The following is a 21,147-nucleotide window of genomic DNA, read 5'->3' as shown; positions in this document are numbered from 1 at the left end:
AAAAGCGCCATAAGTAAACTTTACTTATAGCGCTTTTTTTATGTTGTCTTGCATTAATAAGCTTTTATTGCAGGATTTTTCTTTCCTTGATTAATTCTTTCTTTAACTATCAAAAATCATGAATAATGTAATTAATTAGGTCTATGTTCATGATATTTTAAATATTATTTAATACTTAAAAAGCCATAATGATAAGTGTGTATTGTTTTATTTTTAGTTAAAGTGTAAAAAAAACCTAGCTTTTAAGAATAATGTATATTGATTGTTTTGAATTTTAAGCTTGTATTAAAAATATAACATACGGATGTAATTTTGTTTTTTTTAACAAAAAAATTAAAATATAAATAACGTTAAGTTTTTCTGATTCATATTTTTAGTATTTTCGAAATGTTAAACAAACTGCTAAAATATTTAATATGAAAAGAATTACCCTATTACTTTTCATGCTCTTTAGTGCATTTTGCGGATATTCGCAGCTTGCACAGGAAGGGTTTGAAGGTACATGGCCCCCTACTGGATGGGCGGTCTACAACAACGGATCAGGTATGCTTAAAACCTGGGTCCAATCGCCAGGTGGGATTGCGCTTCCGTTCCCTGCTTATGATGGAACTTATTCTGCCGTGGTGGATAAAGAAAACGTTCCTGATACAAACCCAGCTCCTCAGGACTGGTTGGTAACTCCGGAATTTACAGTTCCTGCAAATCCTCAGTTACGATTTTTCTCCCGTTTAGGTATACCTGGAGATCAGGGTAGTCTTTACCGTATAATGGTGACGACTGATCCTGATGCTTCTGATTTAGCTGCTTATACTCAGGTAATGGAGTGGGAAGAAGGTGATATTAACCCTACACAAACGGAGTATATGGAGATAATACTTCCTTTAGATGGTTTGACGGCGGGTACAACTGTACGTCTTGCTTTCGTTTTGGTGGGTGACGATGGTGACCGTTGGTTAATTGATAATGTTTCGGTATCAGAGCAGTGTATTGCACCGGAAAACCTTTTAGCTGAGAATGCAACATTAGATACAGCTCATTTAACATGGGATGCAGCTGGTGCTACACAGTGGGAGGTTGAAGTTCTTCCGGTTTCTGAGCCATCTACAGGCTCTGGTGTTACTGTTACAGGTACGGCAGAATATGATCCTGCACTTCTTGAAGATACAGATTACAAATTTTTTGTAAAAGCTGTTTGTGAAGAAGGTGTAAACGAAAGTGAATGGGCTGGTCCTTACTATTTTAGTACGGTAGGCTTAGGAGATACATGTAATGCTCCATTAGAAATTACCGCACTTCCTTTTTCAACCACTGATAATACATCAAACTATGGAGATGATTATAGTGGTACTCCCGGTTTAACCTGTGTAGATTGGGAATGGCAGGAGTATCTTAACGGAGATGACGTTGTTTATTCTTACACGGCAGCTGCTGATGGTACTATTAGTGTAGAATTTTATGATGCAGTATCTGATGCTGCTATATTTATCTATGATTCATGTGATGATATAGGTGTTAACTGTCTTGATGGCGGTATATTCCCTTGGGATGAGACGCCTGTAGAAATTCCTCTTTTCCCTGTTACTGCAGGTACTACTTATTACTTTGTTATTTCAAGTTGGGGTCCATGGCCTCAGGCAACTCCTTATACATTAGTAATTCAGGAAGTTCACTGTGAAAAACCTGTAGGGTTACCAACAACAAGTATTGGTCTTACTACTGCAGATTTATCATGGACAAATCCAAGTGGCGCTACTTCATGGGAGTATGTAGTTCAGGCTCCGGGTTCTGGTGTGCCAACTGGTGCAGGTGAAACCGCAGACAGTAATACAAACTTTACAGTAGATGATTTAACTCAGGCTACTCCTTATGAATATTATGTAAGGGCAGACTGTGGTGATGGTACTTTTAGTGCCTGGGCAGGACCATACTACTTTAATACAATGGTTTGTGAAGTTGCAGATCAGTGTACACTAACATTTACATTAACTTCTCAGTGGGGAGGTTTTGATGATAATACCATGAACGTTTCTCAAAATGGAGTTGTGCTTGCTGTACTTGGACCAGATTTTACTTGGGAAGATGGTACAGGGCCTGTGGAAGTTGAAGTTCAGGTATGTAACGGTATCCCTGTAGATCTATTCTGGAATGCAGGTGGATGGAGTAACCAGGTTGGTGTTTCAATAACAAACTCGTTTAATCAGGTTATGTATGAAAAACCAATAGGTACAGGTTCATCAGGAACACTACTTTATTCTGGTATGGTAGATTGTGATAATCCACTTTGTATACCTCCTACAAGCCTTACTACTTCTAATGAAACTATGACTACGGCTGACCTAAGTTGGTTAGGTACAGATCCAGGTCAGTGGGAATACTATATCGTTGAGGCTGGTGAGCCTGCTCCTACAGATGCTACAGATGGTGAACCTACAGATACTAACCCTGTAACTGCTGATGGTTTAGAGCCGGCAACAAACTATGAGTATTATGTAAGATACGTTTGTTCAGATACTGAAAACAGTGCCTGGGCAGGTCCTTATGCATTTAATACTGAAGTATGTGATGAATCTGAAAAATGTTTATTCACATTTGAAATGACCAGCCAAGGAGGCTGGGGTTGGGAACAAAATACAATGCTAATATCTCAGGGAGGTGTTCCTATAGCTACTCTTGCTCCTGATTTCTGGGGTTTTTCAGATACAGTACAAATACCATTATGTCCGGATGTAGATATTGAGGTATTCTGGAATGAAGGAGGATGGACTCCTGATGATAAAGGTCTTGTAATATATAGTCCTTTTGCAGAGGATGTTTATACAATGGAGCCGGGTACACAAACACAGGGAACTGTTGTTATTGCTGGTCCGGTATCATGTGATCCGCCACCATGCCCTAAACCGCAAAACTTAACAGCTACAGACCTACAGCTTAATTCGGCTTTGTTGGGTTGGGATGAAATGGGTTCTGCAGATACTTGGGAGATTTGGGTTTTACCATACGGATCTCCGGCACCAACAGAACCGGGAGAAGTTACAAATGATAATCCTTATTTAGCAGATGGACTTACTTCTGGTACTCCATATGTATTCTATGTAAGAGCTAATTGTGGAGAGGAAGATGGCTATAGTACATGGTCAGGGCCTTATGTATTTACAACAGCTATTTCGAACGATTTTTGTGATGGAGCAGTTTCTGTACCTGTAAATCCGGGTATTGATTGTGATGAGATAACTTCAGGAACACTAACAGGTGCTACTTCTTCAGGACAAATGGCTAGCTGTAACTGGCAGGCTCCAACATATGATGTTTGGTATTCATTTGTTGCAACTGAAGCTACACATTCAGTATCACTTACTAATATGAATGGTGGTTTCTTTAATATGAGTGTGTATGAAGGAGCTGACTGTGCTTCATTAACAGATATCTATTGTAATTGGGATACAGCAACAACTATATCTGGTCTTACTCCGGGAGAAACATATTATATTCAGGTATTTGCTGATTGGTTAGATAATCCGGCAGCACCAACTTCTTTTGATTTATGTGTGGTAACTCCTGCTTCAATTGTGGCAGATAATACAACTTATTCTGTAGAAGAACTTGTAACTGAAGTACTAATCACTTCAGAGTGTGCTTCGGTAAGTAATATTACATGGTCTACTGGTACTTCAAATGATTGGGGTGGTCAAAACGGTATTGCCATGTTTGAAAAGGGTATGTCGGCTTTCCCAATGCAAAAAGGTGTAATCCTGGCAACAGGTAATGCAATGAGTGCTCCGGGACCTAATACCAATACATTAAGTGAAGGTTTCTGGCCTGGTGATGATGATTTATTAAATTATATTACAGAATCAGGAATTGATCCAAACTTAAACATCTATAATGATGCTACTGTGTTGGAATTTGATTTCGTTCCTCTTACAAACCATATCAGCTTCCCGTTTGTTTTTGCTTCTGAAGAGTATGGAATATATCAGTGTGATTTCTCTGATGCATTTGCATTCTTCCTAACGGATATTACAGATGGTGGAGAAACTGAAAATTTAGCTGTTATACCTGGAACGGATATACCGGTTTCAGTTGTGACTATTAGAAATTCACTATATAATGATTTCTGTGGTTCTGCTAACGAAGAGTATTTTGATGCTTATTATGACTTAGGAGACATGTCTGCTGCTATTAATTATAATGGTAATACAGTACAAATGGCTGCTCAGGCAGATGTTGTAATGGGTAATACATATCACATTAAGCTGGTTATTGCAGACAGAAATGATACGGCGATGGATTCAGCGGTATTTATTGGTCCATTTGATATTGGTCAGATTAATCTTGGAGATGACTTAATTGTTGAGAATGGTACTGCATTATGTGAGGGTGGAGAGTATGTGTTAGATTCTAACATAAATCCTGATGATTATGAAATAACCTGGACTCATACTGATGCGAATGGTGTAGTTACAGAGCTTGAAGGAACAGGTTCTACAGTTGTTGTTACAGAACCAGGTACTTATACTATTAGTGCTACATACTTATCGTCAACCTGTATAGGTAATGACTCTGTACTAATTGAGTATTTCCCTTCAGTTAATGATGCTGTAGATTTGTTTGCTTGTGACAGTTCAGGATTCGATACTTTTGATTTATCTCAAAATGATGCAGTAATCCTGGCAGGTTTCAATGCTGCAGATTATCAAGTTACATATTACCTTACTGAAGAGGATGCTATGGCTCAAACTAATGCTGTAGATATGATGTTTACAAACACTGTTCAGTTCGGTCAGCCATTATTTGCAAGAGTTGAAGGTCTTGTTACCGGATGTGTTGCTGTAAAACCGTTTAATGTTGTTGTTGAAGATAATCCACCAACGTTTACAGTAACTGACAGTTTCTCAATTTGTGAAGGTGCTTCAGGTACTATAACAGTAACTCCTATTGATTTTGATCCTGCTGATGTTGAATTTAGCTGGACACTAGATGGTGAAGGGCTTCCTGATTCAGGAGCGAGCATTATAGCTACAGAAGGTGGTATCTATGAGGTTACCGTAAACAATAACGGATGTGTTAATACAGAGGCTATTGAGGTAACAGTTGTACCTATGCCGGTTGCAGATGTAATGGAAGACTTTACTTCATGTGGGGCATATACCTTACCGGCACTTAGCGATAACAATGCTTATTATACAGGTCCTGGAGCTACAGGCGAAATGCTTGCAGTAGGTACTGAAATAGCTATTGGTCAGACTATTTATATTTATGCAAGCACAGCAGCTGATTTTGGTGACTGTTCAGATGAAAACAGCTTTACTGTAACTGTTGTTCCGGCTCCTGAATTTGAGGTTACCGGAGACTGTATAAATAATGAGTTTGTACTACAGGTTAACTTCCTTGACGAAATGTATAATGAAGGTAACGTAACATTTGAATGGACAGATGCTAACGGTGCTCCTGTTTCATCTGATTCGTCTGTTGTTGCAACAATGGCCGGTGTTTATCAGGTTACTGTAATTCCTTCAGAGTATGAAGAAAGTTGTCCTTTCTTAGGTGAGTTTGAAGTTGAAAATCCTAACTGTCTAATTCCTCGTGGTATCTCGCCAAATAATGATGATATGAACGATGCATTTGATCTTACAGGATTCAACGTTTCTAAACTAAGCATCTTTAACCGTTATGGTCAGGAGGTTTATAGTAAAACCGATTATACTAACGAGTGGTATGGACTTGATAAACACGGAAAAGAACTTCCTACAGGAACATACTTCTATTCTATGGAGCGTGCTAATGGCGATAATAGAACAGGTTGGGTTTACATTAACCGTGAGGTAAACTAATAAACTAATATAAGGAATTTAAGACTCAGGAACCCTTTTTTAAAGGGCTCCTGGTCCTTCCTTTGCCTAACAAAAAGAAAACACACACATGAGAAAAATATACCTTGCCGCTTTGGTGGCATTGTGTGGCCTTGCTGATGTTTCTGCACAGCAGGACCCGCACTATACGCAGTACATGTATAACATGAACGTGATCAACCCTGCCTATGCGGGCTCGAAGGAGAATTTGTCCTTTGGGTTATTGTACCGCAAACAGTGGGTTGACATCCAGGATTCCCCAACCACGGCAACCTTCTCGGGCAGCAGTCCTGTTGGTAAGAATGTGGGATTGGGCCTATCTGTAATCAACGACCAGATTGGTCCTGTAAAGGAGACCAACACCTATGCGGACTTCTCCTACACCCTTAACTTAGGTGGAGAGCACCGCCTTGCCCTTGGCCTTAAGGCCGGAGCAACGTTCCACGATGTGGGGCTATACAGTGACATCGGTAACGGATATGTACCGGCGCCGGGCGACCCTGCCTTCAGTGAGAACGTTAACAACACCTATTTCAACATAGGTGCAGGATTCTTCTACTACACCCAGAAGTACTATGTGGCCTTCTCGGTACCGAACATGCTTAAGAGCAAGCACCTTGACCTTACCCAAAGCGGAACTGACCTTCAGTTCGGATCGGAAGTTCAGCACTACTTCCTAACGGGGGGTTACGTATTCCAGTTATCGGATAACGTAAAGCTAAAACCCTCTTTCATGTTAAAATCAGCCTTCAACGTATCGCCTTCTATAGACGGTTCACTGAATGCGCTGTTCTTTGAGCGCTTTGAGATCGGGGCCACCTACAGGCTTGATGACTCTTTTGGTGGTATGGTCAACTACAGGATTACCCCTAACCTTAGGCTGGGTTATGCCTATGACCATATTGTTTCCGACCTTAACATCACTACCCCAGCCTCGCATGAGGTAATGCTGTTATTCGATTTGAACTTCCCTAAGAAAGTATCACGTTCACCACGTTATTTCTAACCTAAAAGCGACCAAGAAAAATGAAGAACCTATATATCAGTTTAAGTTTTATGCTGGCAGCACAGTTTGCCATGGCACAGAGCAGGGAAACCGAGAAGGCGGACAAGCTGTATGCCAGGATGGAATATGTTGATGCCGCCAATGAATATATGAAGCTATCAGGCAAGAGCGACCCTTATGTTTACAGGCAGCTGGCCGAGAGCTACTACAATGTCTTTAACAGCAAGGAGGCGGTAAAATGGTATGCCAAGGCTACCGAGAGCCAGCAGGAAGCTGAGATCTATTACCACTATGCCCAGATGCTTAAGGCCGAAGGCAGGTATGAGGAGGCTAATGCGCAGATGCGTAAGTTTGCCCAGTTAAAGCCGAATGACGAGAGGTCTGTGGCCTTTATGAAAGACCCTGACTACCTTCCGAAATTAAGGAACCAGACAAGATTGTTTGATGAGAAGAAGCTGGACATCAACGATGAGAAGTACAGCTCCTTTGGTGCGGTACTTACCGATGACAACAACTTCTACTTCACCAGCGCAAGAAATACGGCAAGGAAGACCTACGGGGCTAACGAACAGCCGTTCCTTGATATGTACATGGCTACCTATAATGCCGACGGTACCCTTAGTGAGCCGACCCCTATTGCCGATGTGAACAGCAAATGGCACGACGGCCCTGCAGCGGTAAGCGCAGACGGTAACACGATGTATTTCTCCAGCGAGAGCTTTAAGGAGAGCAAACAGTTTGAGAGGGATAAGGACAACAACCTTAAACTGGGCCAGGTATACCTTTACAAGGCTACCAAGGCTGACGGCAAATGGGGTAACATCCAGCCGCTTCCTTTCAACGAGAAGACCTACTCAACAGGTAACCCTGCCATCAGTGCAGACGGCAAGACGCTTTACTTTGTTTCGAACCGTCCGGGAGGCCAGGGCGGCAACGATATCTGGAAGGTGGAGGTTAAGGGCAACAACACCTATGGTGAGCCACAGAACCTTGGGGATAAGATCAACACCCCAGCCAATGACAATTTCCCATACATCACCTCAGAGGGCAAGCTGTACTTCTCCTCAGACGGAAGGAAAGGCTTTGGAGCACTGGACGTGTTTGTGGTGGACCTGAAGAAAGGAACAGAAGTAATGAACGTTGGCTTACCAATCAACTCAGGACAGGATGACTTTGCCTTCAGTTTCAATGACCGGAAGAACATCGGTTTCTTCAGCAGTAACAGGACAGGTGTTGACCAGCTTTACAGCGCAACGCCAATCTGTGGCGTTGAGGCTATTGTAATGGTAAGGGATGCCAACACGGGCAAACCACTGGCAAGCGCCAGGGTATCGATCCTTGATGAGAGGAACAATGTTATTGAGACCAGAACGGCAGATGCAGGAGGTAAGGTGGTTTACAATGTTGATTGTGACAGGGCCTATACCATCCAGGCAAGCATGACGGGTTATGAGCAGAACAGCTTCCCGATTGCCAAAACCCATGGTGGTGAGGTGAACGTTATGGCTGACCTGAAACCGATCGAGGAGATCGTGAAAGAAGTTGTAGTGGAACTTAACGACATCTTCTTTGAATTTGATAAGAGTAACATCACCAAAGAGGCAGCCTTTGAGTTAGACAAACTGGTAGAGGTTATGAACAATAACAAGGAAATGACGATCATGGTTAAGGCACACACCGATAACCGTGGTAGTGACCAGTACAACATGAACCTGTCGAACAGGAGGGCAAAATCTACCGTTCAGTATGTCATCTCCAAAGGCATTGCCAAGGAGCGCATCTCAGGACAGGGTTATGGTGAGAGCCAGCCGCTTGTTGACTGTAAAGACAAATGTACAGAGGAAGAGCATGCTAAGAACAGACGCTCTGAGTTCCTTATTGTAAATAATAAAGCTTAATATTAAGATTTATAAGGCATAATAATATTGTTTATGTTTGAGCCCTGCTATCCTCGTTGGCCTTTATTGTGCCCTTCGTAGGATAGCAGTTTTTTTATGGCTGTTTGAATTGAAAAATATCTTATTTTGCGGCAACTAATAAACCTACACCTTTGGAAATAATTGTCCTGCTTTTTTGCTTTACATTTTTTATCTTTTTTGTTTTTAGAGTTATTATAGAGCCTACTTACATAATGGTTTTTAATAAGCCTATGTATGTGCATCTGTACCTTTTTCCTAAGGAAATAAGTCCGGGGCATAAATCTATACTGGAAAAAGAGTTTCGTTTTTACAGCAACCTTCCTTTAACTAAAAAGAAATACTTCAGGCACCGTGTGCAGTCTTTTATAGAAAATTACCAGTTTGTGGGAAGGGAAGGACTTGTGGTGACCGAAGAAATGAAAGTAAAAATAGCGGCGATCTCAGTAATGCTCACTTTCGGTATGCGCAACTATTTGTCTGATCTTTTTGAAACGATACTTATTTATCCGGATATTTTTTTATCACCTTCATCAGATGAATACCATAAAGGAGAGTTTAATCCGGCAGCAGGCGTAGTGGTGTTTTCCTGGAAACACTTTATAGAGGGGATTGAGTATGATAATGATAACCTGAATCTGGGCCTTCATGAATTTGCCCATGTGTTGCATCTTGATTCGCTGAAAAGAAGAAGAATTGGGTCTTCGTCTGTAATATACACCGATATGTTTGATAAGATAATGGAGTATATAGATAAACCCCAAAACAGGGGACAATTAATGAAAGCCGAGTATTTCAGATTATATGCTTATACCAACCAATATGAGTTTATAGCAGTAATTTTAGAATACTTTTTTGAGACACCTAAAGTGTTTAGGCAAAAGCTTCCTGAGCTATATTTCATGGTTGAGAAAATGATTAACTTTAAACAGGATTAGATCATTTTTTTGATGTTTTGTATCTGGCGGTTATGGCGTGTTGTATGATATGCTAAAAAATGTACCATTTCAAGCTTCGTGTAACCTTCAAAGGGGTGCCCTTGTGGTAAAGGTGCTATCTCATCAAGATCTACATTTTTTGCAGCTTCCGTGATTTTTGTCTTTACTTCTTTTAATGAACCAATAAGTTCCTCTTTATCATAAATTTTATCTTCCGGTAAAATAAAATCGGGAGATTTAAATTTAAGGGAATAGTCGAGAAAGATTTTTTTTAGTTCGTCTATATTCTCATCCGGTTTTCTGTCTGCCTTTTTAGTAGGAGTATAAAACAGTCCGTCTATTCCTGTTTCTGATTTCAGTAAATGACAACCTACCTGTGCCGCTGTCCAACTGTCTTTAAAAGGAACAGTATTGATGTCAGCCTGGCTGAAGGAGTCGAGTAATTGTGTTGTTTCGGTAAGAATGTTTTCTAATTGATTGATGATTTCTGTTTTCATGATTTCTTTTTTTATTCCTGTAATACTGATAATATATTTCCCGCCGGGTCTTTAAACCAGGCTATGTAAGGCCCGTCACCTCTAAAGATGTTATCTTCGTCGGTTTTAAAATTTTCAAAGTCGTAGCTTTCAAATTTTACCCCTTTGGTTTTTAATTCTTCTACAGTTGCTTCAACATCCTTTACAGGGAAATTAAGAACTGTAAACGTTGCGGGTTCATGATTGGGTTTTGGGTAAAGGATAATAGGATTATTGCCTTTTATATGGAGTTCCAGTAGCCCCATTACTCCGTCGCGGGCATCGAGACCTAATGTTTCCCTGTAAAACGATTTGGCTTTAGGTATGTCGTTTACGGAATAACCGCTAAATGCTCTGGTATCTTTAAACATGGCTTTTTAAAATTAAAAAGCCGGATAAACATTATCCGACTTTAATTATTATACGTTTCTTGTATCAAAGTTTATCATCCACTGTACACCAAATTTATCAGTCAGCATGCCGTAGTAGGCACCCCAAAACATATCGTCCATAGGCATTCCTATTTTACCGCCCATTGCAAGTCCGTCAAAAAGTCTTTTAGCTTCTTCACGGCTTTCCGCATCAATGGTTATTGAACTGTTTGTGCCAAATTTTACCTGCTCCATAGATTTAGGAACATCGGTACCCATAAGAATACTGTTGCCCATAGGAAGAGCCACGTGCATAATGCCGTTTTTTTCTGTTTCAGGCATGCTTTCACATCCGGGAGTTTCGCCAAAACGCATGATTGTGGCAAACTCACCGCCAAATACCGATTTATAGAAGTTAAAAGCCTCTTCGGTATTGCCGTTAAAATTTAAATAGGGGTTAACTGCTTTCATAATTAAAATAAGTTAGTGATTTGATTGTGATTTATTTTTCCAAAATTCTTTTTAACAGGTTAAGGCTTTCCTGTATGTTTTTACCAAGAACTCCACCCATAACCAGGTTCATTATGTTTCTTGGGTAAGAAGTTTTTCCATACATGCCCCATTTTACTTTTGTGCTGTGTTCAGATTCTGCTTCTGTACTCATATAAGCGTGACCGATTGATGCAAAAGGCCTAATGAAACGAAGTTCCATTGTAATGCGTTCGCCATCGGTAATACCTGTTATTTCCTGTTCACCCGCTCCTGCATTTTTATTCCCGTCCCATGCATATATAAAGCCTACATTCCCGTCGGTTCCCCTGAAATCTTTTTCCATATCAGGATCAAGCATGGTCCATTTGTTATAGTTATCCTGGTTTTTTATATACTTAAGATAATCAAACACTTCATGCTTGGGCATGTTTATTATTACCTCTCGTTCTATGTGATAATCCTTTTTTACAAAAAGAGCCATTATGAACGGAAGAGCAAACAATATTGCTATTATAATCAGTATAGTATTTAACATGGTCTTATTTTTCTAAGTTCGACTTCATGTTCTCCAAACTTGTCTGAAGATTATTACCTACGGTACTTTCAGTAAACAGATTCATGAAGTTCATAGGGTAGTTGCTGTGTCCCGACATTACCCATGTTACCGTGGTGGCATTGTCACCTACAGGTGTGGTTGTCATATAAGCCTTTGCCTCTCCTTCAAATGGTTCTATAAAATGAAGGTCCATGTCAAGACGCTCGTTTTCGTTTATTTTGGTTATCTCAATTTTGCCTTTCCCTACATTTTCGTTGCCGCTCCAGCCGTATACAAAACCTTCGGTGGCATCGGTTCCCGTATATTCATTTTTAAGGTTCGGATCTGCCAGACACCAGGCATTGTAGTCGTTTTGATTTTTAAGATGTTTGATATAATCAAACACCTCCGGTTCAGGTTTGTTAATTGTAACCTGTTTCTCAACACTGTAATTTTTTTTGATAAAAATTGCCATGATAAACGGAATGGCTAGCAGCACCAGAATAATGATGATGATTCTTTTTAGGATTTTCATAGTTCAGATATTTGGTTTAATTGTTTGTTTACTTTGTATAATGCAATACTGTTATACCGCAGGCAAAAGATTTTGATTCGAGTAGTTTAAGGTTTTGCCTGTTGTCAAGTTCTTCAAAAATGGGCATTCCTTTACCCAGTATTGTAGGGTTTACAAAAAGATAGAATTCATCTATAAGCCCTTCTTTTATAAGGGATGATACAAAAGTACCTCCTCCATATGCTATAATATCTTTGCCGTTTCCTTCCTTCAGTTTTTTAATGTCGGTTATAAGGTTATGGGCTAAAGAAGCATTATTCCATGGATTTTCTTTAATTGTATTGGTAAAGACCACCTTAGGGGTTTCATGCAGCTTTCTTGCATCTTCTATAGTAGCCGGGTCGTTGTACTGGCCTTCCCAGTAGCCTATAAAACCTTCGGCAAGTTTTCTTCCCAATACAATACAGTCTACCGATTCGGTAAGATTGGTAACATAGTTTTTAATTTCTTCATCCCAGTTCCAAATCATCCAGTCCATTTCTCCGTTAGGGCCTGCAATGTATCCGTCTACAGACATTTGTACCTGCAATTTTAATTTTCTCATAGCAATTTTTTTTGATTTTAATTTGATTGATGATTGATATTGTTATTCTTCACTCTTGTCTGATGATTTTCCAAAAAGTACGGCATCGGCCGAGTATTTACCGCTTCCCAGAATAAAAATTACAAGACAAAGCAGCATATATACAAACGCGATAGCCTTAACGTCAAAACTGTCGTTAGCATGAGCTATAAAGTAAGCCACTATCATAGTTATAAATACCGGGATGATGGCAAAACGCGTAAGCAGCCCTATAAGCACAAGGAAACCGCATACCAGTTCGGCAAAAATTACAAGGTTAAAAGACAGTTTTGCACCAATGCCTATTATGTCCTGAAACAATGGGGCGATGGCTTCGTAGTTTGCAGCTTTCATGAAGCCGTAATAAACGAACATACCGCCAAAGATTAACCTTAACAAAAGGATTGCTAAATCAGTGTTTAGCGATTGCACTTTAATTAGATCTTTCATCTTAATTGGTTTTATGGATTAATATCATAAATATATGAATATTAGTTTTTTGCGTTTTACGAAAACGTTATAATAGTTTGTGCTATTTTTGAGGGATATTTTTTCCCTTTTATTGTTCAATACAAAGTTAAGTGATGGTTTCTTTGGGTATGGAACGCTAAGAAGTCATTAAGAGGGGGCATTTAGGACAAAAAAGGTATATTTACTATTATATATGATTTTTAGATTATGCAATTAGGTATTTTACTAACAAAAGACCACAGACTTTTAAGTGTTGCGGCAATACTGGATGTATTTGAATCTGTAAACCGCTTTTATACTGAAGAGAATAAAAAAGAACCCTTTACTATAGAGCTGCTGTATATGCCGGGACACGAAACACAATATCCCGGTTATGTTACAAAAGCAACAGATCATGAAACGTATTATGATATTATACTTATCCCTTCGTTCAGGCAGGGATGGATGCCTAACTCACCCGACCCAAATTTTAGCTGGATTCCTTGGTTGCAGCACCAGTATAGGGAAGGGGCAGCAGTGGCCAGCTTTTGTACGGGAGCTTTTTTGCTGGGCGCAACAGGACTGCTGGATAATAAACCGGCTACAACCCATATAAATGCCGGAGGAGCTTTTGCAAGGGCATTCCCTAAAGTCATTTTGCAATCGGAAGCGGTGGTTACCGAAAAAGATAGGGTATATACTAGCGGAGGTGCCACAAACAGCTTTCATTTAATGATGCTGCTCCTTGAAGTGTATTGTAGCCGCAAAGTAGCTGTAAAAGCTGCAAAAGTATTCTCGGTAGATATGGACCGTAACAGACAGACCTATTTTGGTACATTCTCGCCTGCGGAAGATCATGGCGACGATTTGGTTAAACTGGCTCAGGAAGAGATAAGAAAGAACTTTAGTAAAGGAAATACAATAGAAGAGATTATTACAGATTTACCCGCAAGCAGGAGGAATCTTGTAAGGCGCTTTAAGCAGGTGACGGGTATTACACCTATAGAGTACCTTCAAAAGACACGTATTGAAGCCGCTAAGCAGTTATTGGAGCAATCCAGGCAAAGTATTGTGGAGGTAATGTATGAGTCAGGCTATAATGACCTTAAAACATTCCGGTCACTGTTTAAAAAGACAGTGGGTATGACGCCAAAAATGTACAGGGATAAATTTAGCGGACAGATGGTATAAATAAAAAAAGCCTCCTTTTTAGGGAGGCTTTTTTATAGAAAGTTTTCGGTTTAGAAAACAAGTGTCTGTATAGAGTGTGATGCACTTTCCACTTCTACTGCCTGACCGTTTATCCAAACAAAGTAGTTTACTTTTTCTTCACCACGGTTCATTACAATTACTACGGTTTTTCCGTCAGGGTTAAGGAAAGCGGTAGACTCAAGAGCACTACGGCTTGTTGAGCAGGCAATTCTTTTAGCTCCTTTCTGAACGAACTTCGAGAAATGACCTATGTAGTAATACTCATTGGTAAACATAAGCTCGCCTGTTTTAGTATTGGCATGTATAGGTGCAAAACAAAGGTTCATAACATGGTTAGGGCCACCTGTTTCATCAAGAAGAATATTCCAGTCGGTCCATGCTGTTGTACCGCTGTTAAAGTCATTGATAAGGTTGTGTCCGTATAACTCACCCAATTTCCAGTCATAAACGTTCTCCAGTTTAAACTGTTCTTTACAACCTTCTGTAAAGATAAGATTAGTGTTAGGGAAGGTTTCGTGTACCAGTTTCAGGTTGTTGAACATTTGAGAACCACCATTCCATGTTTCGTACCAGTGGTAACCTATACCCCAAAGGTATTTTGCAGCTTCCGGGTCGTTAAGAACTGTTGCAGCTCTTTGGAATAACATATCACGGTTATGATCCCATGCAATGATTTTTTTATCGGCATAACCGGCTTTGTGCATTGTAGGGCCTAAATAATTTTTAAGGAAATCACGCTCCTCCTCACCAGTGTAAATGCACGATTCCCATTTTTGGGTTGCCATTGGCTCATTTTGAATGGTGATACCCCAAACAGGAATACCTTCTTTCTCATAAGCAGCAATAAACTTGGTGTAGTAAGTAGCCCAGCTCTGATAGAATTCAGGTAGTAATTTACCACCCTTTAGCATACTTCCGTTGCTTTTCATGAAAGCAGGAGGACTCCAAGGCGATGCATAAAGTGTAAGCTCGCCACCTGCAGCCTCAATTGCTTTTTTAATAAGCGGAATACGGTACTTTTTATCGTGGCTAATGTCAAAAGACTTTAATTCTTTGTCGCCTTCCTTTACATAGGTATAGCTTTCGCTAGCAAAGTCACAACTGTGAATGGTAGTACGGGCAAGGTTGTACCCAATGCCTTTTTCTTTGTCGTAATAGGCTTCAAGAAACTGTTTTTGTCTGTCTTTTGGCAGTTTTGCAAATACCTCGGCAGAAGCGTCAGTAATAGCTCCCCCAAATCCCATTACACTTTGAAAAGTGTGGGTAGGGTCTACAAATACTGATACTTCCGTTTCAAGCGGCTGTTTCTTTTCCGTAAAAGAAAGGGTGCCGTTAGCCGGAGTTATCCTTTGGTTTGTTTCTTTAACGGTGTTATAAACCGTTACTTTTTTTCCTGTAGTAGTATAGGGCTTGTTTTGAGCAAACGCTGCCACTCCCGATACCATCAGGACGGTTAATAGATACTTTCTCATAGATGCGGTTTTGAGATTAGTGTATTAAATTAAAAAGATGTAAGCTTTTTCAGGTCGGCGATAGTTTGCGTAGGACTATCCGACTTAAATACAAAGTTTCCGGCAACAAGTACATCGGCACCGGCCTCAACAAGCAGCCTAGCATTTTTGTCATTCACACCACCGTCTACTTCAATAAGGGTAGGGGCATTGTGCTTAACAATAATTTCTTTAAGCTGTTTTATCTTGCTGTATGTGTTTTCTATGAAAGATTGTCCGCCAAAACCAGGGTTAACGCTCATCATACAAACTACGTCGGTATCTTTTATCACGTCTTCTAAAAGAGCCACGTTAGTGTGAGGGTTAACAGCAATACCGGCTTTCATTCCTTCAGCTTTTATAGCCTGCAGGGTACGGTGCAGGTGTGTGCATGCTTCATAATGAACGGTAAGGTTTGTAGCGCCCAGTGCAGCAAAAGTTTTAATGTACTGATCAGGGTTTACAATCATAAGGTGCACATCTATGGTTTTTTTTGCGTGGCGTGTAATAGCCTCTAAAACCGGCATACCAAAAGAGATGTTAGGTACAAAAACGCCGTCCATAATATCAATGTGGAACCAGTCGGCCTCACTATTGTTAATCATCTCGATATCGCGTTGCAGGTTGGCAAAATCTGCCGAAAGCACAGATGGTGCAATTAATGTATTTTTCATTATTGTTTGTGTATGAATTTTTGCAAAGATAAGTGCAAAGTTTTAATTACGGGAATGTTAACCCTCGTAAAGCCGTGTTATTGTGAACTTTTATCAAATTTACAACGATTTAAGTTAAAGGCATAAATAAAAAAAAACTCCGGTAATCAGCCGGAGTTCAATCATCAATCAAAAAACGAACAGTTATTGAACTGTAAGTGTCTTAAATATTTTTATGTCGCAATGTTTCTTATTTGGACAGCCAAAATACAAATTTAATCTAAAAAAGCGAATTTTGGAAGTTCTTTTTTGGCTTTTGCGATTTATCCTAAGTAAGTCTTAAGAATTTTACTTCTTGAAGTATGTTTTAATCTTCGGATTGCTTTTTCCTTAATCTGGCGTACACGCTCACGGGTAAGGTCAAAAGTTTCACCTATTTCTTCAAGTGTCATAGGGTGCTGATCACCCAAACCAAAGTAAAGGCGTACCACATCTGCCTCACGCGGAGTAAGGGTTTCAAGAGCCCTTTCAATCTCTGTGCGAAGTGATTCGTGGATAAGCTCACGGTCAGGATTTGGAGATTCTCCCGAACGAAGTACGTCGTATAGGTTAGAGTCTTCACCTTCAACAAGCGGTGCATCCATTGATAAGTGACGTCCTGAGTTTTTCATGCTCTCTTTAACGTCGTTAACAGTCATGTCCAGTTCTTTTGCAATTTCTTCTGCAGAAGGGGCACGCTCATTGCTCTGCTCAAGCAAAGCATACATTTTGTTAATCTTATTTATGGAACCAATCTTGTTTAGTGGTAAACGAACAATACGTGACTGTTCTGCCAGTGCCTGAAGAATTGACTGGCGAATCCACCATACGGCATAGGAAATGAATTTAAAACCACGCGTTTCGTCAAAACGCTGCGCAGCCTTAATAAGTCCTAAATTTCCTTCGTTAATCAGATCGGGAAGTGTTAATCCCTGGTTTTGATATTGTTTTGCTACCGATACAACGAAACGCAGGTTGGCCTTGGTAAGTTTTTCAAGGGCTCTCTGGTCTCCGGCTTTAATTCGTTGTGCTAACTCTACCTCCTCATCCGCAGTAATCAAATCTACTTTTCCAATCTCCTGAAGGTACTTGTCTAATGAAGCAGTTTCCCTGTTGGTAACCTGCTTGGTAATTTTAAGCTGTCTCATCTAAAATCTTCCTCTGAGTTATATGTTCAGATAGTTATACGTAGCGAGTTGCAAAAAAGTTACAGAAAATTGAAAATTATTTTACGCTCATGTATTTTACTCCCATTATATCACACCATTCTTTGATTTCCAGAGGCTTCCATTCGGGGTTTTTGTAAATGCTATAGATGTATTTATACTGTTTGTAGGATAGAAATATTAATCTGCCGTCATTTCCGCCACTCACAGGATAAAGCCTGTCTTCTTTTTGTTGTTTTGATAGTTGATCGTTAATAATATCAACTAATCTTTGTGTCGCTTCACCCCAACCATAATCTTTAAAGTTTTTAAAAATAGTATACTTCTGATTGTTTATCGTAATAGAGTGGTTTAGCCATTCGTTTTCGGTATCCCATTCTTCCTGATGCTCTGTAACGGTTATTTCCAAACCGATTTTTTGAAAAGTTGGTTGTAGTTCCGAGAGTATTTCTGTAAAACCACCCTGTTCAAATAATGTTTCACCATCACAAAAATAATATCTGTAATCTAAAGGCGCACCGCTTTCCTCATCCCACAAAGTTACAAGTTCATTGTTTGGGTTGAAAGATGTTATCAATTCCTGTTTAAGAGAGTCTTTGTCTTTCTTGTCGGCATATTTAAAGTAGCCAAGCTCATCCAGTTTTTCAACAAATTTTTTTCCATCCGATAGATTGATTTTAGCAGAAGGTCTGTTGAATAATGCTCTTGCGATAAATGAGGCTATAAGAAGGACTGATAATGTAATTAAAGTTGTTTTCATTTTTAAACTCTACTTAAACATCTTATTCAATACCCCAAAAACACCTCTTATAAAAGTAGCGCTGGTAACCGTTTTTATAATCTGTTTTTCAATAGTGCTTCCTGTAGATGATGTGCGTGTTGTAGTTTTTTTGCTATCGGTTTTTTCTTCGGCTTTGCGTTCCGCTTCCTGCTGTTGCTGTGCAGTTATTCCCTCAATCTTTTTGGTAAGTATCTCACAGGCGCTTTCACGGTCTATTTCCTGTGCATATTTTTTAACCAGCCTGGAGCTGTTGTTTATTTCGCTTATTTCTGGTTCGGTTAAAATATCCATACGGCTCATAGGAGCACGAAGCATGGTTGCTGCAAGCGGGGTAGGAATACCTTTTTCATTCAGTGCGGTAATCAAAGCTTCACCGGTACCCAGTTGGGTAATTACTTCATCAGTTTTATAGAATTCAGATATAGGATAGTTTTCTGCCGTTAGTTTTATGGCTTTACGGTCGGTAGCGGTAAAGGCGCGTAGTGCATGCTGTACTTTTAAACCTAACTGACTCAATACACCGTTTGGTACATCGGTAGGGTTTTGAGTTACAAAAAACAGGCCTACTCCTTTAGAGCGTATCAGTTTTACTATAGTTTCAATCTGGTCTAACAATGTTTTGCTTGCCTCATCAAAAATAAGGTGTGCCTCATCTATAAAGATAACCAGTTCGGGCCTGTCGGCATCTCCTTTTTCCGGCATCTGGTTGTATATTTCAGCCAGTAAAGACAGCATAAAGGTAGAGAAGAGTTTTGGCTTGTCCTGAATATCAGTAAGCCTCATAATGTTTACATAGCCTTTGCCCTCGTCGTTAATACGCATAAGGTCGTCTATCTCAAAAGAGAGTTCGCCAAAAAACAGGTTGGCATCCTGCTGTTCCAGTTCTATTATCCTGCGCAGCATAGCTCCTGTAGAGGAGGTAGATATCCTGCCGTATTCTCTTTCTATTTCATCCTTACCTTCATCGGTAATGTACTGTAGTACTTTTTTTATATCCTTAAGGTCCAGCAGAGGCATGTTGTTATCGTCGCAATATTTAAATATTACGCTCATAATGCCTGTTTGTGTATCGTTAAGGTCTAATACCCTTGAGAATAATACCGGGCCAAATTCTGATACCGTAGAGCGAAGCCTTACACCATCTTGTTTAGAGAGGCCCATTAGCTCTACAGGAAAGCCTTTGGCTTCGTAAGGCAGGCCAATCTTAGCATGCCTCTCTGTAATAAAACTTTTTTCTTCGCCCGGCTTGGCAATACCGCTAAGGTCACCTTTTATATCCATCATCAATACCGGAATACCGTTGTCTGAAAGGTGTTCTGCCAGTATTTGCAGCGTTTTTGTTTTTCCCGTACCTGTAGCGCCTGCAATCAGGCCATGCCTGTTTAAGGTTTTAAGCGGAACGTTAACGTAAGCACCTTCTACAGGCTCGCCGTTAAGCATGGCTGTACCCAGTGTTATTTTGTCTCCTTTAGTAGTATATCCTTTTATTATGGTGTCCAGAAATTGAGCTGTATCTGCCATTGGTATTAGTTTGTATTTGCGAATCCTAATTTCGGGTATTAATTTTTATCTGGCAATAGTGTTTGATAAACTTAGAAATTAAAATCCAGTTCACTGTTCATTTTTTGCAGATAGAAATCTATTTTTTGATGCATACGGTTAAAGAACAGTTTCCTGTCCCTTGTGCCAGACTGATTAAGTGATTTCGAGTTCCTTATCTGATGACTGAAATACTCTTCCGCATTACGGCATGTGTCCGGATCTACCGTTATAAAATACCCAAGCATGGTATAAGGTACAAAAAGAGATTTTTGTTTTACAGACGATAAAAGCACATTATTATTTAGTAATAACAACTCGTTATAATACAGATGATAGCCCGAATCGTTTTTGGAACATTTTTGTTCGGCTTCAGTAAGTATGGCTTTCAGGTCCTCACATATCAATGTTGCGCTGGACAGGGAAAGCAGCCCTGACTGAAAAAAATAAAATATCTGTTGTATGGTGCTGTTAATGGTTGTGTCATTCCATATCTCATTTACCTGAACACTTTTATATACCTCGTTGAGTTTATTGCTGTGTTCAAGGAGCGAACTGTTTACCGTAAAGTTTTCAAAACTTTCGTGTTGTTTGCCATTAAGAAGGTTTAGCCATACATATAACTTGAATTTAGATAACACGGTTCCGCTAATGGTGTGAAATAAAGGGATGTCTTTTGCGGAATAGTACATTATGGTGTCAGTGAGTTTTTTGTAAGCTTCGAGTTTTTGCGCTGATTCCCGGAAATAACCAGTAAGGTCTTCCATTGTTTTTATTTCGGAAGTCTTTTCAACTATTACCTTATCAGAACCTCCAAAAAGCAAGTCCATGGAAAGGGAGTAGTGATGGCAGAGTGCTATGGTTTCCTCTATGGTAAATTTACTCTTTTGGGATATCCTCCTGTGTGCGGCATCATAGCTGATGTTTAAAATACCGGCAACTTCATCTATCAGTGATGATGATTTACTTTGTTTCCGTATGGTTTTTAATAGCTTCTCCTGATTGTTCATTTTGTGAAAATCGCAAAAAAGATTTGATATTTAATTTATTACTGCAAAC

Annotated in this window: 18 protein-coding genes; 5 read left to right on the top strand and 13 right to left on the bottom strand. The window is 39.8% G+C overall.

Going from position 1 to position 21,147, the window contains the following annotated elements:
* The first annotated feature begins 416 nt into the window (after nucleotides 1-416).
* From FUA48_RS01210 to FUA48_RS01195, 4 genes are all read left to right on the top strand, one after another.
* The gene (locus tag FUA48_RS01210; protein WP_147581739.1) at nucleotides 417-5,831 is read left to right on the top strand and encodes a choice-of-anchor L domain-containing protein; all 5,415 of its coding nucleotides are present in this window, start codon (nucleotides 417-419) and stop codon (nucleotides 5,829-5,831) included.
* Between the two features lie 88 nt (nucleotides 5,832-5,919).
* Nucleotides 5,920-6,855 carry a PorP/SprF family type IX secretion system membrane protein gene (locus FUA48_RS01205; RefSeq protein WP_147581738.1) on the top strand — a complete coding sequence of 312 codons (936 nt, stop codon included), beginning with the start codon at nucleotides 5,920-5,922 and terminating at the stop codon, nucleotides 6,853-6,855.
* 20 nt (nucleotides 6,856-6,875) lie between these two features.
* Nucleotides 6,876-8,753, top strand: coding sequence for an OmpA family protein (locus FUA48_RS01200; protein WP_147581737.1), 1,878 nt, complete (start codon nucleotides 6,876-6,878; stop codon nucleotides 8,751-8,753).
* 152 nt (nucleotides 8,754-8,905) lie between these two features.
* Entirely contained in the window at nucleotides 8,906-9,709 is an 804-nt protein-coding gene (locus FUA48_RS01195; protein ID WP_147581736.1) for a zinc-dependent peptidase, read from the top strand.
* On the opposite strand, the gene FUA48_RS01190 is transcribed toward FUA48_RS01195, so the two are convergent.
* The 7 genes from FUA48_RS01190 to FUA48_RS01160 are packed head-to-tail and all read right to left on the bottom strand — an operon-like array spanning nucleotide 9,706 to nucleotide 13,208.
* The gene (locus FUA48_RS01190) at nucleotides 9,706-10,206 is read right to left on the bottom strand and encodes a DinB family protein (RefSeq protein WP_147581735.1); all 501 of its coding nucleotides are present in this window, start codon (nucleotides 10,204-10,206) and stop codon (nucleotides 9,706-9,708) included. The genes FUA48_RS01195 and FUA48_RS01190 overlap by 4 nt on opposite strands.
* An 11-nt stretch (nucleotides 10,207-10,217) precedes the next feature.
* Nucleotides 10,218-10,595 carry a VOC family protein gene (locus FUA48_RS01185; protein ID WP_147581734.1) on the bottom strand — a complete coding sequence of 126 codons (378 nt, stop codon included), beginning with the start codon at nucleotides 10,593-10,595 and terminating at the stop codon, nucleotides 10,218-10,220.
* A 48-nt stretch (nucleotides 10,596-10,643) separates the two neighbouring features.
* Complete coding sequence (locus FUA48_RS01180; RefSeq protein WP_147581733.1) at nucleotides 10,644-11,066, bottom strand: VOC family protein; 423 nt, start codon at nucleotides 11,064-11,066, stop codon at nucleotides 10,644-10,646.
* 31 nt (nucleotides 11,067-11,097) lie between these two features.
* Nucleotides 11,098-11,622, bottom strand: a complete 525-nt coding sequence (locus FUA48_RS01175; RefSeq protein WP_147581732.1) for an SRPBCC family protein — start codon at nucleotides 11,620-11,622, stop codon at nucleotides 11,098-11,100.
* A gap of 4 nt (nucleotides 11,623-11,626) precedes the next feature.
* Nucleotides 11,627-12,157 (bottom strand): SRPBCC family protein, encoded by a 531-nt coding sequence (locus tag FUA48_RS01170; RefSeq protein WP_147581731.1) that lies wholly within the window; start codon nucleotides 12,155-12,157, stop codon nucleotides 11,627-11,629.
* A gap of 28 nt (nucleotides 12,158-12,185) precedes the next feature.
* On the bottom strand, nucleotides 12,186-12,740 hold the full coding sequence (locus tag FUA48_RS01165; RefSeq protein ID WP_147581730.1) for a dihydrofolate reductase family protein: 555 nt from the start codon (nucleotides 12,738-12,740) through the stop codon (nucleotides 12,186-12,188).
* Between the two features lie 42 nt (nucleotides 12,741-12,782).
* A complete protein-coding gene (locus tag FUA48_RS01160) occupies nucleotides 12,783-13,208 on the bottom strand; it encodes a DoxX family protein (protein ID WP_147581729.1) in 426 nt (141 codons plus the stop codon).
* A gap of 228 nt (nucleotides 13,209-13,436) precedes the next feature.
* Between FUA48_RS01160 and FUA48_RS01155 the strand changes: the two genes are divergently transcribed.
* Complete coding sequence (locus FUA48_RS01155) at nucleotides 13,437-14,399, top strand: GlxA family transcriptional regulator (RefSeq protein ID WP_147581728.1); 963 nt, start codon at nucleotides 13,437-13,439, stop codon at nucleotides 14,397-14,399.
* Nucleotides 14,400-14,449: 50 nt separating this feature from the next.
* Here FUA48_RS01155 and FUA48_RS01150 read toward each other — a convergent pair whose 3' ends face one another.
* From FUA48_RS01150 to FUA48_RS01125, 6 genes are all read right to left on the bottom strand, one after another.
* Nucleotides 14,450-15,892: a glycoside hydrolase family 30 protein gene (locus tag FUA48_RS01150; protein ID WP_147581727.1), complete on the bottom strand. Its 1,443-nt coding sequence runs from the start codon at nucleotides 15,890-15,892 to the stop codon at nucleotides 14,450-14,452.
* A 29-nt stretch (nucleotides 15,893-15,921) separates the two neighbouring features.
* Nucleotides 15,922-16,584, bottom strand: coding sequence for a ribulose-phosphate 3-epimerase (gene rpe, locus FUA48_RS01145; RefSeq protein WP_147581726.1), 663 nt, complete (start codon nucleotides 16,582-16,584; stop codon nucleotides 15,922-15,924).
* A gap of 302 nt (nucleotides 16,585-16,886) precedes the next feature.
* Nucleotides 16,887-17,750, bottom strand: a complete 864-nt coding sequence (locus FUA48_RS01140; protein WP_020212501.1) for a sigma-70 family RNA polymerase sigma factor — start codon at nucleotides 17,748-17,750, stop codon at nucleotides 16,887-16,889.
* A 76-nt stretch (nucleotides 17,751-17,826) separates the two neighbouring features.
* Nucleotides 17,827-18,528, bottom strand: a complete 702-nt coding sequence (locus FUA48_RS01135; RefSeq protein WP_147581725.1) for a hypothetical protein — start codon at nucleotides 18,526-18,528, stop codon at nucleotides 17,827-17,829.
* Nucleotides 18,529-18,537: 9 nt separating this feature from the next.
* On the bottom strand, nucleotides 18,538-20,070 hold the full coding sequence (locus FUA48_RS01130; RefSeq protein WP_147581724.1) for a helicase HerA-like domain-containing protein: 1,533 nt from the start codon (nucleotides 20,068-20,070) through the stop codon (nucleotides 18,538-18,540).
* Between the two features lie 71 nt (nucleotides 20,071-20,141).
* Nucleotides 20,142-21,098: a hypothetical protein gene (locus tag FUA48_RS01125; RefSeq protein WP_147581723.1), complete on the bottom strand. Its 957-nt coding sequence runs from the start codon at nucleotides 21,096-21,098 to the stop codon at nucleotides 20,142-20,144.
* Nucleotides 21,099-21,147 lie beyond the last annotated feature (49 nt).

The sequence above is a fragment of the Flavobacterium alkalisoli genome, assembly GCF_008000935.1.
Taxonomy (GTDB): domain Bacteria; phylum Bacteroidota; class Bacteroidia; order Flavobacteriales; family Flavobacteriaceae; genus Flavobacterium; species Flavobacterium alkalisoli.
Note: the sequence above shows the minus strand (reverse complement) of the source record. Positions and strands in the feature narration are given on the sequence as shown.